This is a genomic window from Olivibacter domesticus (assembly GCF_900109575.1).
In the GTDB taxonomy this organism is placed as follows: Bacteria; Bacteroidota; Bacteroidia; order Sphingobacteriales; family Sphingobacteriaceae; genus Olivibacter; species Olivibacter domesticus.
In genome coordinates this window covers 1,821,934-1,836,386 of the sequence record NZ_FOAF01000001.1, presented here as the reverse complement: position 1 = coordinate 1,836,386, position 14,453 = coordinate 1,821,934, and the positions used below count along the sequence as shown (strand labels likewise).

Genomic DNA, 14,453 nt, shown 5'->3' with positions numbered 1-14,453 from the left:
TATTTAATCGTTCTTTGGCGCTACTAAGATAAGAGATTTATTGCCAATATTAAGGCAGACTAGCTTTGTAACGAACCCTTGATTTTTACATGAAGCCCATCAAGATTTTCATCCAGTCTAATTTGACAGGCAAGCCTGCTGTTTGTATCGGCATCAGGTAATGTATCTAGCATATCTAATTCTTCGTCAGAAGGTTCATGTAAATTGCCGCCATTAGACAATATTTCAACATGACAGGTTGCGCACAGCGCCATTCCTCCACAAGTGGCAAGTATGTTATATTCGGAAGCTTTTAATACTTCCATCAAGCTTAAATTTATATCTTCAGGAATTTCAACTGTTTGAACACTTCCATCCCTATCTTCTACTCTTATATGAATCATGATTTGTCATTTTATTCAACTATTAAGGTATTCGATGTTAATTGTCCCGGTAATGTTTTTTTATAAAATTTACTTAAAATGAATTTATACCATTAACCGTGGTGTATTTAAAACTTAGTTTCTGTTCTGGGTACACATGTCTAAAAGCACTTTGCGCCATTAATGCTGCTTCGTGATACCCGCATAAGATTAGTTTTAATTTGCCTGGATAAGTGTTAATATCTCCAATAGCATAAATACGCTCAATGCTCGTTGAATAATCCATTGTATTCACCTCAACGGCAGATTTATCGATCGCTAAACCCCATTCAGCAATAGGTCCTAACTTTGGGCTCAGCCCGAAAAGAGGAATCAATGCGTCAGTTTCTATAGTATAATCGACTTTATGTTTACTGGTTAAATTGACGTGTGTAAGATGGCCCGTTCCATGTACGCTGGAAATATTGTGAGAGAGCAGGAGGTCTATTTTACCCTCATTTGCCAGTTCAAAGACTTTCTCCGCCGAATCTGGTGCTCCTCGAAAGTTGTCACTACGATGTACGAGCGTTATATGATCGGCTATTTCGCTGAGAAAGATTGTCCAATCCAAAGCAGAATCTCCACCGCCAGCAATAACAACCTTTCTATCTCTATAGAGCTCCGGATTTTTTATCATGTAACTTACACCTTTTCCTTCAAAGTCGGTTAAGCCTAAAACTTCAGGTTTACGCGGCTCGAAAGAACCCAACCCACCGGCGATTACAACAACACTTGTGTGGATAATTGTTCCTTCATTACTTTTGAGAATATAGGAACCGTCTGATTGTTTTTCCAACACCTCAACGCGTTCACCTAAAGTGAATGTAGGATGGAAAGGTACGATCTGTTCCATTTGTCTATCAATTAATTCCTGCGCTTTGATGGAAGGATAACCTGGAATATCATAGATAGGCTTATGTGGGTATATTTCCGAAAGTTGACCACCTACTTGCGGCAAGGCATCGATTAAATGGCATCGCATTTTGAGTAAACCCGCTTCAAATACGGCAAAAAGCCCTACGGGGCCGGCACCAATTATACATATATCTGTTTTGATCATGATGATTCAGTTAAATACAATCTGTTAAAATTCTAAATTTTTGTAAATGCTATTAAGTATTCTTTCTAAATGCTTAAAATCATTTTCATTAAGATTTTCCCATGCTTTGGTACGTATTTCTTTTATTTCAGGAGATAATCCCTCAACCTTTTCTACTCCTTTTTCGGTGAGATGAACAGTAAAGCTACGTCTATCGCTTGGATGAATCTGTCTTTCCGCTAATCCTTTTTTAGCGAGGAGATCTACTATTCTTGTAAGCGTTGGCTGATCTTTACCACATCGTTCAGCAAGATCCTTTTGAGAGAGATCTTTGAATTCATAAAGATTCTTTAAAACCATCCACTGATCTAAGGTGATATCGAAACCTTTACTAGAAAAAGTAGCTTGTGCATATTGTTTTACTCGCCGAGCTGTTCGGTCAAGTAGAAATGAATACATATTATAGGGTTCCTTTTGCATAACAATATTTAGTATAACAAATATAAGTATGATAATTAAATTTAGCGAGTTTCCCGCAGTCATTTAAATGTAAAGCTGATGAGGCTGTAAAAATTTAGCAAACTCATTACTTGTTCTTAAGAACGAATAGGGGGGATGAAATGATTCCCATAAAAAAAGCGTCCGGATATTCATCCGGACGCTTTTTTTATGGGCTCAACTTATAAAGCTAAGATTTACGCCTTCGCAGGTTTTAGTTTACTTGTGTTGACATCAAGCTCTTTTGCTTTTTCAGGCTCATCACCTTGTAGGTCCGCAAAAATAGGAGCGGCAAGGAATATGGAAGAATAAGTTCCCAAGATAATACCTATTAATATTGCAAACGAAAAACCACGAATAACTTCACCACCAAATATAAAGAGAACAGCCATCACGAAGATTATTGTTAAAGAGGTGATTATCGTACGGCTAAGTGTTCGGTTAATTGCAGTATTAACAACATGCGATATTGTTTCGTCTTTAGCACGATGTATACCTAAGTATTCACGTATACGATCAAATACCACTACTGTATCGTTTATTGAATAAGCCAAAACTGTCAGTATGGCAGCAATAAAGTGCTGATCCATATCTAGGGAAAACGGCAATATTCCATCAAATAGGGAAAAGATACCCAACAATATGATTGCATCATGAGCAATGGATATGGCCGCTGCAATACTATATTGCCATTTACGGAAACGAATCAGTATATAAAGTGCTATCACTATTATTGAAAAAATAACAGAATAAATAGCTGATATTTTTATATCGTTAGCGATGGTAGGGCCAACCTTTTGAGAGCTTACAATCTGATAAGAATTGCCTTGAATTTTTGATAAGCCTTCGTTTAACTTATCTAGTACTTGTTTATCCGCAGCATCGTCCGTTTGGTCAATTAGGAAAGGAGTTGTTATACGAAGTTGATTTTCCGTTCCAAATGTTTTAACCTCACTTGTAATACCGAAAGCTCCATTTAGATTTTCTCTTACATCTTCTAAATTTACCGCTTTTTCATATTTGACAGTGTAAGTGCGCCCACCTGAAAAATCAACACCCAAGCTAAATCCTTTGGTGAATATAGATATTACACTTATAAGCATTAAAGCAACGGATAATCCGTAGAATTTCTTGCGATTTGTGAAAAAACCAAAATTTGCATTTTTCATGGTATGATCACTCCAAGGATAAGATACCGTAATCTTCATGTCCTTTTTAATCATCCATTCGAAAATGATGCGTGTGATAAATATGGCTGTGAATAAGGATGTTATAATACCAATCATCAAGGTGGTTGCAAAACCTAAGATAGGGCCGGTACCAAATAGATATAAAATAATACCTACTAGGAAGGTTGTAATCTGCGAGTCTAAAATGGAAGGTAGAGCATGTTTATAGCCATCAGAAATAGCCTGCCTAATCCCTTTGCCCATCGCTAATTCTTCACGGATACGTTCGTAAATAAGTACATTGGCATCGACCGCAGTACCCATCGTTAATACGATACCCGCAATTCCGGGAAGCGTAAGTACGGCTCCTAGTGACGCAAGTATACCCATAATGAAAAATACGTTAAATACTACAGCGATATTAGCTACCAAACCTGCGCGGTTATAATAGAAAATCATGAATACAAGTACCACTACTAGACCGATAACGGACGAATTGATACCGGCATCTATCGCTGCTTGACCAAGAGTAGGTCCAACAATCGCTTCCTCTACAATTTTTGCAGGTGCTGGCAAACGTCCGGCTTTTAGCACATTTGCTAAATCTTGTGTGTCTTCAAATGTGAAATTACCGGTTATAGAAGAGATACCATTAGCAATCTCATCTTGCACAGTGGGAGCTGAATAAACGGTGTTATCAAGTACAATGGCAATAGCCTTTTTTGGATTAGCAGCGGCGGCGGCAGCGCTTATTTTTCTCCACTCTCTCGCGCCTTCACTGTTCATCACCATCTCTACTTGAGGATTGTTGGTGCGTTGATCAACATCAGCTCTTGCATCGGAAATAACATTACCTGTTAAAACGGGTCCAGCGTCCAGACCTGTAGGTTTCACTGCAAATAGCTGAAACATTTTGGTTTCTTTTGAAACAGGTTTTACACTCCAAAGAAGCTTTACATTGCCAGGTATAATTGATTTAATTTCAGCGCTGCTAAAATAGGAGTTAATTAAAGCAGTATCTTTTTGAAGAACATATCCTACAACTGGACCTTGGCCCAATACTTGCTGACCTTGAGCTCCTTGACCCACATTAGGACTTAATACGGCAAATAATGGATTCTGATTTTTAGCTTGCTGAAGTGCTAATGAGCTACTGTCTCCTTTTAAGGAATCCGTTTTAGCTTTATTAGCAGTGCCACCAAGAGAAGCCAAACGACCTGCTTGAGTAGAATCTTTAGATGTACTGTCACTTGTTGCAGTGTCAGATTTTGCGTCGTTCTTCTTTAATGTTGACGCTAACGTGCGGTTAATGTTTTCCAATAATGGGAAAATCTCCGTATTATCGTAGGTTTCCCAGAACTCCAATTTAGCAGATCCTTGCAGCAGTTTTCTCACACGCTGCTCATCACTTACGCCTGGAAGTTCTATTAATATGCGGTTGGTGCCTTGCTGCCTCTGAATGTTTGGAGAAGTTACACCAAACTTATCGATACGTGTGCGTAAAATATTAAATGAGCGATCAATAGCACTTCCAGATTCTTTTTGCAAAAAGTTTAAAATATCTGCATCACTGGAGTTAGAATTAATATTATTTACAGCATTATCCTTATTAGCAAAAAAAGTGGCAAGTTTTCCATTCGGGTTAAGTTTCTTAAACTCTTCTCCAAATAGGCTAACAAAATCTTTCTGGCTATCTTTACCACGCGCTTCAGCGTTATCCAACGCTTTATTGAAATTTTCGTCTTTTGTATTGTCAGCTAGATTGCTGATTAATTCTTTTAACGAGATTTCCATCGTTACATTCATCCCGCCCTTCAAATCTAGACCCAACGCTAATTCGCGTTCTTTGCAGTATTGATAGGAGAATTTGGCAAATCCTAGATTATATACGTCTACAGTGGCCATAGAATCTAGATAAGCCCGTTCTTTAGCGGGGTCACCTTTTGCATAAGCAACTGCGTCGCTTTCTACCTTACGGGTTACAAAAGTAAATGAAAGTGAATACAGGCACGCAATCGATATCAGTATTACGAAAAAGTTAATTAGGCCTTTACCTTGCATCTTTGTTTAGTGTTGTTATTGATAGTAATAATTGTTATCTTCATTTTTATTAAGAACGGCAAAGCTATGAAAATTTTAAATAAACAAGAGCTTTATTGTAAGAAAATTGTTTATGAGAGAGCATCTTGGATATAAAGAATGAGTAGTAAGACCTGGATAGTAAGATATAATTGTCAAACGCTGATCGGTAATACACCAAGTCCTACGTGGAACAAACATTAGGACTACTCATTTTATCGACTTATCTTTAGGTTTATACCTTAATAAAATTGAACTTTATTTAACGATTTTCGAGTACACATAGAAACTATAATCGTAGGGGTTATCGTTGTCACTCTCGTGATGCGCTACATCTTCTAGCTGCCATTCTTCATCTTTAATCTCTGGAAAATAGGTGTCAGCCCCATCAAATTCCTGATTAATCCTTGTGAGGTATATTTTATCGGTTTGAGGCATGGATTGTTCGTAAATCTGTGCTCCTCCTACTATAAATATCTCGCCCTCATCCTCTTTACATAAAGCAAATGCTTCTGCTAATGAAGAAACCACTTCTATATTTTCTGCTTCATAATTCGCCTGATGGGTTATTACAATATTCCGACGTTTTGGGAGTGCTTTGCCCACCGATTCAAATGTCTTTCTTCCCATGATAACAGTATGTCCTGAGGTGGTTTTCCTAAAGTATTTAAGATCTGCAGGCATATGCCATAAGAGTTGATTGTCTTTTCCTATCGCATTGTCTTTAGCCGCCGCTACTATAATGGATATTGTCATGGTTTATGATGGTTAAACCGCTACTTCCGCCTTAATATGGGGATGTGGGTCATAATTTTGCAATGTAAAATCCTCAAATTTAAAATCGAAGATATCTGTTACCTCCGGATTGATCTTCAAGGTTGGTAATGTTTTCGGCTGTCTAGTTAATTGGAGCGCTGTTTGTTCTAAGTGATTGCTATATAAATGTGCATCACCAAGTGTATGAATAAAATCTGCCGCCTGCATGTCGCAAACTTGCGCCACCATCATGGTTAATAAAGCATATGATGCTATATTAAAAGGTACGCCCAAAAATATATCTGCACTCCGTTGGTAGAGCTGACAAGATAACTGTGGTTTTGTTTGCCCCTTTTGTGCGTTTGGTGGAGCGACATAAAACTGAAAGAATGCATGGCAGGGAGGTAAAGCCATTTTATTGATTTCTGCAACATTCCATGCAGATACAATAATTCTGCGAGAATCAGGGTTGTTTTTTAGTTGATGAATTACTTGTGTAATCTGATCAATATGCCCGCCATCAGGAGCTGGCCATGATCTCCATTGCGAACCATAAACAGGCCCTAAGTTGCCGTTTTCGTCTGCCCATTCGTCCCAAATTCTTACGTTATTCTCTTTGAGATAGGATATATTTGTTTCACCTTTTAAAAACCAAATAAGTTCATGAATAATAGATCGTAGATGCAGTTTTTTCGTTGTGACTAATGGAAAACCATCCTGTAAATTAAAACGCATCTGATGACCAAATACGCTTTTCGTTCCGGTTCCCGTACGATCATGTTTTTCTACACCGTTCTCATATACATGACGCATCAAATCAAGGTATTGCTGCATAGTTTTTTAATAAATGTTATGGGAGGTAAAGATAGGGATTTTTTGTTGAAAGTGGAGCACTTGAATAGTGGAATCGTTGAGTCGCGCTAGCAGGAAAATTCTTTAACTGTCCAATTGTTAAACTACTTAACAAGTCTACTTTTCTACAAATCCTGCACAAACTGAACGATACGAATAATAAGTCTTTTCCCGTCATTTGCCACATACTAGAGACAAAGATCTGTATTCCGTATCTAAACTTATTTGACCTCATTTTTTACTGGATTTAAACTTAATCGCCTATAGCATACATGTACTTAACCGTTCGTATTATATCTATTTTTAGAGCTATTGCTTTATGCTTGCTTTTCCTATTTGGAGTGAAGGAGGAGGGGTATGGGCAGCGGGTTTATGCAGATACACAGCAAAGTGGAACTACCGGGACAGGTGCAAGTGTCACTAATCCAACCTATTCTGTAGCTATAAATAATCTTTCAGATTACACAAGATTAACTGCTAGTACTGCATTAGTAGTATCTGGTGGTTCATGGCAGCAGTTAACTTTTTCCACTAGAACTTTTTTGGCAAATTCTACCGTTTTTGTAAAAATAAATGTGGCGAGTTCTTTGCTGGGAGGAGGTATAACGGCACAGACTTACGCTGGAAGTAATGCTAATACCGTTGGGACTTTGGTAGCATCGCAGTCAGTTTTTTTTACCTCGGTAGATGGAATAACCTATTTGGCAGTTACAGGCAGTAGCAGCTTTAATGCTGTTAGGATCACGTTATCACCTCCGGCATTGCTTGGAACCAGTACTGCCGATATCTATTATGCATTCTATGAACCAACAAATAGAGCATGTGCAGAGGTATTAGGTACGTCTTCCGGAGGAACGGGCATTTCACTGGGTGGGGGAGTAACTAATCCGCTAAATGCTGTCGATAATAATTTAAATACATATTCTTCTCTAAATGGAGGCATATTAGGTATAGGGTACACTATTAGCCAGACTGCGTATTTTTCTAACGTTTCCAATGCAGGTGACGCTGCAACAGTTACATTTTCACTTCCGCCGTCTTTGCTACAATTGAGTTTATTTAACAATGTTAATATAAACTTATATAATGGGAATACGTTGGTCAACTCAGGAACCATAGGTAGTTTACTCTCTTTAGATTTGCTAGGACTCCTACGTTCGGGGCAACGATATACCGTGTCTTATGTTCCTGGAAATGCTGCCTTTGATAGAATAGAAGTAGGCATGGCTACAGGAGTAAGTTTGTTAAGCGATTTTAGAATTCATGAAATTCAACGAACCCCAGCAAAACCAAATGTACCAAAGGTTTATCCTTTAGCTGAAGTAGTATGTTACGGAAGCACGGCATTGCTAACGGCTACTCCTACAAGCTCTGAAAGCATATTACGCTGGTATAATCAAGTCAATGATGGTTCTCTTTTATTAGAAGGTAATCAATATACAACTCCTCCAATTACTGCTTCAGTTGGAGATACTGCTTTTTTTTACGTTGCAGCGGCATGGAGCAGCGGATGTCCGGCTGAATCCGAACGGGTAAAAATAGCAGTGATAGCGAATCCTTTACCTACAATTACATTATCCAATTCATTGGATATATGTAGCGGCGAAGCAAGCACTTTATTACCCTATACAAATACTACGAATGATCCATCACAATATAGTATCATCTGGAATGGTTCTTCCACAGGTTTCAACAATGTGACTGATGCAATATTACCGCTAGATAATATCACGTTAAGCATTCCAGTTAATGCGACCGCTGGAACCTATACAGGGACTTTACGAGTTAAAAACGTAACAACTGGCTGTGAAAGTGCTATGGTGCCTTTTTCTGTCATTGTTCACGCAAAACCTAGCACACCTAATTTAAACATTACAACGAATTCTCAATATTAATCAAACACTATTTACACTAAAAACAATATGTTATGAAAACTACAATGAAAAGTCTCTACACAAGTTTAATGCTGATGGCGGTATGCAGCCTAAGTGCTTATGCTCAGGTAACGCCAACAACTCCCGATGTGAAGTTATTTTGCGATGGCTCAACGCTTGATTTGGGAACACCACCTGTTGGTACCGACTGGATAGTACGGTACAGCACAACATCGACCGATACCCCAACGGATGGTATTGTGCTAAATGGCAATATTATTTCGGCGGCAGATCTTAACTCTGGCTATTATTACATTATAAGTAAGGGGACAGATGCTGGCGCCTGCGAATCTGAAATGCAAGAAGTGCCTGTGTACAAATTTGCTGCCTTAGCGGTAGATTTTACAGCGCCAACAAGTTATTGTATTGAAGATGTATCAAGTCAGGAATTCACTGGTAGCACCACTTCAACAGATGCCTATACCTCCTTTGCTTATCAGTGGTATACTGTGAATGCTGGAGTTGAAACGGCTATTAGCGGGGCAACCTCCATAACATATAAACCCTCAGAAACCGTGACTCCAGGGACCGAAACCACCTATCGCCTTAAAGCGGGTTATTTGGTAGACGGTTTAAGATATTGTTCTGCTATTGTTGATAAAGCCATTACCGTTACTGCTAAGCCCGCTAAACCTACTATTACAATCTCTGGTGTAACAGGCGAAGCGCTGTAAAATGTTATAAATGATAAGGGTACTTCTCATATTCTGTTTTTTAATCGGCCTTGCCTTTAACAGCTCGGGGCAAAACCGACCTACTAAGCACATTGTGCAAGGTGGGTCGGTAACGCTCCATGCGCACGCAGAAGGGGCATTAAGCTTTCTTTGGTTTAAAAATGGGGAGCCAATTAATGGAAGTCATAATGAGAAAATTGTTGCGGGGGAAGCCGGTATTTACACTGTCATGGCCTTAAATGGTGATTGTGAATCGGATATTTCAGATCCAGTGGAAATTATTATCGATCCAAATGAGATAGAAAAAAAGGTTGATATGAAAATTACAAAATCGGCCTCTAAATCCATGGTTCTTTTAGGTTCTTCCATCGATTATCAATTAGTTATTGTAAATAATAGCGAAAATGTTGCAAGTGGAATAACTGTGCGTGATATTTTACCTAGCTCACTTGAATTTAAAGAAATCTTGGGGCCTTATGCTGGAACAGCATCTTATTTACCATCTAGTCATACGGTGACTTGGCTGCCTGGAGATTTACCAGCTGGAAGAAGTGAAGAGCTAAGGATAAGAACCAATGCTGTTGAAAAGGGAAAAGCAGAAAACTATGCAGAGGTTGAGACAGCACTCGTTGATCCAAATTTAAGCAACAACACAGCGTCAACAGTTACCGATGTTGTAGCATTGCGTATTCCTAATATATTTACACCTAATGGAGATGGTATAAATGATTTTTTCGAGATTGTTGCATTAGAGCTTTTTCCTGAAAATGAACTTTTTATTTTTAATAGGTGGGGCGCTGAATTGTACCGAGAGAAGAATTATCGTAACGACTGGAATGGGCAAAACCTTAATGAAGCTACCTATTATTATGTGTTGAGAATAAAAATGGAAAACGGCAGTTGGCAAAATTTTAAGGGATACATTACCCTTAAAAGAGGTGATCGAGTGAATTAGTTATTACACAGATTTGCATAACATTAAATTTATTGTTAATTCTGTGGCATGATTACTTTTGCCAATGCCAAAATAAACATAGGGTTACAAATATTAAATAGAAGACCTGATGGCTATCATAATCTAGAAACCGTTTTTTACCCAGTTAAAATCTATGATATATTAGAAGTGGTTTCTTCAGAGACGTTGAAACTGGAAGTGTCCGGTATAGGTATACCTAATGATAATCAGGATAATCTCTGCATTCGTGCTTATAAAGCATTGGCTAAAGATTATGATTTACCACCAGTTCATATCTATCTTCATAAACAAATTCCAATAGGTGCTGGTTTGGGAGGGGGATCTGCAGACGCTGCTTTTCTTATTAAGCTTCTATCGCAATTTTTTGAACTAAATTTAGACGATGAAACAATGGAGACTTATGCTCGCGCTCTCGGTGCAGATTGTAGTTTCTTCATTAAGAATAAACCTGTTTTTGCTTCAGGCATTGGTGACGTATTTTCTCCTGTCAAAGTTGATTTGGCTGCTTACCATTTAGTGCTGATAAAGCCTCCTGTTCACGTGTCAACTGGAGAAGCTTATGGTAGTATTCGACCATCGGCTGGTACCAAAAGTCTTCAAGAAAAGATTAAATTACCTGTAGAGATGTGGAAAGACCATATTTTTAACGATTTTGAAACAGGTGTTTTCAACCGCTATCCTGAAATTAGGGGCATAAAGTCAGCTTTATATGATAGTGGGGCTCTTTACGCCTCAATGAGCGGGTCAGGATCTACCGTTTATGGTATTTTTAGTAAAAAAGTAGACTTAATAGGCGTTGACATACAAAATGTTGTCTATTGGATGAAAGGCAACGCTTGATGAAAATTGAATAGACGAATTTTCCTATTGATCTTCAAATATCTTGTACTTATATCTAGTAATCTTAAAAACTAAAAATAATGAATAACTTAAATAATCCCATTTGGATGATGAGTTCAGCTTTTGATAAGCTGGCGCTGCCTGCATTAATAGATAAAGCGAAAACGGTTGGCGCGCAGGGCATAGATCTTTGTGTGTTTCGGAAAGATGGAACGAGGCAAGACCATACTGCGACACATCTACCATACGATAACTTTTCTCTTGACGATGCGAAAAAGTTGATCGAACAATTTAATGAGGCAGAACTTCAACTTTCATTAGGTGCCTTTGAAAATATGATAGGTGGAGATCCTGAACAGCGCCTTAAAAATCAAAATCATCTATTAAAATTAATACGTATTGCACACTTATTAGGAGGGGATGCAAATAACGTTAAAGTGGGAACATTTGTCGGTTATAACCACGAACTTGGATCAACCGAGAATGGTTTTCAGAAGAATTTGGATGAATATAAGAAAGTATTTGATCCTATTATCCGTTATGCAGAGAGCTTAGGTGTAACTGTTTTATATGAGAATTGTCCTATGGAAGGTTGGCGATCTGCTTCATATACTTCTACATTTAATAATTTATCTGCCGTTTTGGCAGCAAGAAAGCTTATGTATGCGTTAATACCTAGTACTGCGCATGGTGAAATTTATGATCCATCTCATGATATTTGGCAAAATACTGACCCCGTGGAAGTTATAGAAAATAGTGACATTAATCGTATTCACAGAATCCATGTAAAAACAACAAGAAATTTGAAAACAAAAGGTCGAGTAGAGTGGGGAGGAATGTACCCTATGCAAAAAGTGGAAGAATCGCTAGCGAAGAAAGCCACAGTTAGTCAACCAGCTAATGATTGGGATAGACACCACTACGAGGCAATGCTACCAGGTTTTGGGGGAACAGATCATATGGACTGGCGTGCTTTTGTTGATAAATTAAGGGAAAAAGGATTTAAAGGTCCCTTTGAAATAGAGAATGAAGCAAAAAATTCAAAGGATACGGGTAATTTAGGAGCTACACTACAGGGATATCGCGCAGCTATTTTATTTCTAAGCCCGATGTTGTGGAATTTAGGGGCGGATGGGTATAATTATAAAAAAGAAAAAGCACTTTCTACATCAGAGGTAAAACAAGACATCCCAATAAAAACGATAGATGCCCTTTAGTCAAAACAAACTTTTTTTTTATCTGGTTGTTATCGAAATATGAACACAAAAGAAGAAAAGAAAATAAACAACACAGACAGCAAAACAACAAAGTTTGTTGCTTTTGCATTAGCAGGTTTAGCAATAGGTGCAGCTGCATATTATCTACTTGGAACAAAAGAAGGTCGGAAAACACTAAATAAAGCAGTAGATGGTGTTAATGGCCTTAGCAAAACATTAAAGGCACAGGCAGAGGATGGATTACAAAAAGCTTCGCATCTTGCAAACCGTGCTAAAGAAGAATATCATAGGGTAATGAATTTGGCTGACGATGCTAGTCATGAAGCTATGGATAAAGCGAAACAATATAAAGAAGAGGCAAAAAAACTTACTAAGAAAGGCTTAAAATATGCAGAAGGTGCTGCCAAGGGAGCGAAAGGAAAGATAGATGAAGTATAGTTAAAAGGCTATAAAGAGATAAGTGTTTAAGTTTACATATAGTTTTATAAACGGCTTATAAAAACTTATCTATTTTGTACCTTTGTCAAAATGAACTTACTAAAGCAGGTATCACTATTAGTACAAAAAGAAATTACCTTAGAATGGCGTTCTAAGTATGCGCTAAATGGCATTTTGCTGTATGTGATTTCCACTGTATTTGTTTGTTATCAAGCTTTTAAGTCAGTTCATCCCATCATCTGGAATGCGCTCTTTTGGATCATTATGCTTTTTGCTGCGATTAATGCTATTACAAAAAGTTTTGTTCAGGAAAGTAGAGGTAGACAATTGTATTACTATTCGTTAGTAAGTGCCAAAGCAGTGATACTATCTAAAATTATTTACAATGTATTATTGATGCTATTGCTTTCTGCAGTGGCATTTTTTGTATATAGCACTATCTTCAAAAATAAACTAGGAGATCCAACTTTATATTTTATTACGGTAATGCTGGGCAATTTAAGTTTTGCTACGGTGCTTACAATGGTTTCTGGTATCAGCGCTAAAGCCGGAAACAATGGCACGCTGATGGCGATTCTCAGTTTTCCTGTGATCATACCTTTACTAATTGTACTGATTAAGTTGTCAAAGAATGCGATGGATGGACTAGATAGAAGCATTAGTTACAATGAAATAACAGTCCTTTTAGCAATAAACTTGATTGTAATTACTGTTTCTTTATTGTTATTTCCTTACATTTGGCGGGATTAAGAACAATCAAATAGCATAGCATAATGAAGTCTTATTGGTGGAAAATTTTAGGAGCTTTTATTGTATTATATTCGGTAATAGCCGGTTTTTTATTGCCCGTACCTGAACTACCAATACTCCATGAAACTATCCGAAACACCTATTTTCATATTCCGATGTGGTTTGCAATGATTTTACTGTATTTAGTATCAGTAGTTTACAGTATAAAATACCTGTCGTCCGGCAATATGAGACATGATCTTTTAGCAGTAGAAAGCGTAAATGTAGGAATTATTTTTTGTGCATTTGGACTCATTACAGGGATGTTATGGGCAAATGTCACTTGGGGAGAACCTTGGCCGAATGACCCCAAGCTTAACGGAAGTGCTATTGCTACGCTTATGTATTTAGCTTACCTCGTATTAAGAAATGCTTTAGATGAGGAGCAGAAGCGCGCGAAAATATCAGCCATTTATAATATTTTTGCCTTTCCTGTCATGGTAGTACTTTTATTTATTTTACCACGCCTTACAGATTCTCTACATCCGGGAAATGGCGGAAATCCTGCCTTCAGTAATTTGGACATGGATGGCCTAATGAGGGCGGTATTCTATCCGGCAATTATTGGTTGGATGCTGATTGGGATATGGATTATGACGCTTCGTTATCGCTATCGACTCCTGGAAAGAGATGAGGATACTTTAATATAATGTTTTATAAGAAGAAAACTCGTTGAATTTTGAATTAACCGCTTAAATTTTACCTTTTTAACTTTTGTTAAGGTTTGTTAAAAGCTGACGATAAGTATATGAAATGTATGATTTTGAGAATTTTGTTTAAAATAAAATAAT

14 protein-coding genes are annotated in these 14,453 nt (G+C 37.7%); 8 read left to right on the top strand and 6 right to left on the bottom strand.

Going from position 1 to position 14,453, the window contains the following annotated elements:
* Positions 1-59: 59 nt before the first annotated feature.
* The 6 genes from BMY50_RS08100 to BMY50_RS08075 form a co-directional block, all read right to left on the bottom strand.
* Positions 60-383 (bottom strand): 2Fe-2S iron-sulfur cluster-binding protein, encoded by a 324-nt coding sequence (locus tag BMY50_RS08100; protein WP_093321784.1) that lies wholly within the window; start codon positions 381-383, stop codon positions 60-62.
* Between the two features lie 73 nt (positions 384-456).
* Positions 457-1,461, bottom strand: coding sequence for an NAD(P)/FAD-dependent oxidoreductase (locus BMY50_RS08095; RefSeq protein WP_093321778.1), 1,005 nt, complete (start codon positions 1,459-1,461; stop codon positions 457-459).
* 24 nt (positions 1,462-1,485) lie between these two features.
* Complete coding sequence (locus BMY50_RS08090) at positions 1,486-1,920, bottom strand: MarR family winged helix-turn-helix transcriptional regulator (RefSeq protein ID WP_093323687.1); 435 nt, start codon at positions 1,918-1,920, stop codon at positions 1,486-1,488.
* 215 nt (positions 1,921-2,135) lie between these two features.
* Positions 2,136-5,168 (bottom strand): protein translocase subunit SecDF, encoded by a 3,033-nt coding sequence (gene secDF / locus BMY50_RS08085; RefSeq protein WP_093321775.1) that lies wholly within the window; start codon positions 5,166-5,168, stop codon positions 2,136-2,138.
* 276 nt (positions 5,169-5,444) lie between these two features.
* Positions 5,445-5,942, bottom strand: a complete 498-nt coding sequence (locus BMY50_RS08080; protein ID WP_093321772.1) for a dihydrofolate reductase — start codon at positions 5,940-5,942, stop codon at positions 5,445-5,447.
* A gap of 12 nt (positions 5,943-5,954) precedes the next feature.
* Positions 5,955-6,776, bottom strand: a complete 822-nt coding sequence (locus BMY50_RS08075; RefSeq protein WP_093321769.1) for a thymidylate synthase — start codon at positions 6,774-6,776, stop codon at positions 5,955-5,957.
* 290 nt (positions 6,777-7,066) lie between these two features.
* Here BMY50_RS08075 and BMY50_RS08070 point away from each other — a divergent pair, with 290 nt between their 5' ends.
* From BMY50_RS08070 to ccsA, 8 genes are all read left to right on the top strand, one after another.
* Positions 7,067-8,689, top strand: coding sequence for an immunoglobulin domain-containing protein (locus tag BMY50_RS08070; RefSeq protein WP_093321766.1), 1,623 nt, complete (start codon positions 7,067-7,069; stop codon positions 8,687-8,689).
* 32 nt (positions 8,690-8,721) lie between these two features.
* Positions 8,722-9,402 (top strand): hypothetical protein, encoded by a 681-nt coding sequence (locus BMY50_RS08065; protein WP_093321762.1) that lies wholly within the window; start codon positions 8,722-8,724, stop codon positions 9,400-9,402.
* A 10-nt stretch (positions 9,403-9,412) separates the two neighbouring features.
* Positions 9,413-10,357 carry a T9SS type B sorting domain-containing protein gene (locus BMY50_RS08060; RefSeq protein ID WP_093321759.1) on the top strand — a complete coding sequence of 315 codons (945 nt, stop codon included), beginning with the start codon at positions 9,413-9,415 and terminating at the stop codon, positions 10,355-10,357.
* Positions 10,358-10,405: 48 nt separating this feature from the next.
* Positions 10,406-11,218: a 4-(cytidine 5'-diphospho)-2-C-methyl-D-erythritol kinase gene (gene ispE, locus BMY50_RS08055; protein WP_093321756.1), complete on the top strand. Its 813-nt coding sequence runs from the start codon at positions 10,406-10,408 to the stop codon at positions 11,216-11,218.
* 80 nt (positions 11,219-11,298) lie between these two features.
* Complete coding sequence (locus BMY50_RS08050; RefSeq protein WP_238383695.1) at positions 11,299-12,435, top strand: sugar phosphate isomerase/epimerase family protein; 1,137 nt, start codon at positions 11,299-11,301, stop codon at positions 12,433-12,435.
* A 39-nt stretch (positions 12,436-12,474) separates the two neighbouring features.
* Positions 12,475-12,873, top strand: coding sequence for a hypothetical protein (locus tag BMY50_RS08045; RefSeq protein ID WP_093321749.1), 399 nt, complete (start codon positions 12,475-12,477; stop codon positions 12,871-12,873).
* Between the two features lie 90 nt (positions 12,874-12,963).
* Positions 12,964-13,623 carry a heme exporter protein CcmB gene (locus BMY50_RS08040; protein WP_093321746.1) on the top strand — a complete coding sequence of 220 codons (660 nt, stop codon included), beginning with the start codon at positions 12,964-12,966 and terminating at the stop codon, positions 13,621-13,623.
* Positions 13,624-13,646: 23 nt separating this feature from the next.
* Positions 13,647-14,312, top strand: a complete 666-nt coding sequence (ccsA, locus tag BMY50_RS08035; RefSeq protein ID WP_093321743.1) for a cytochrome c biogenesis protein — start codon at positions 13,647-13,649, stop codon at positions 14,310-14,312.
* Positions 14,313-14,453 lie beyond the last annotated feature (141 nt).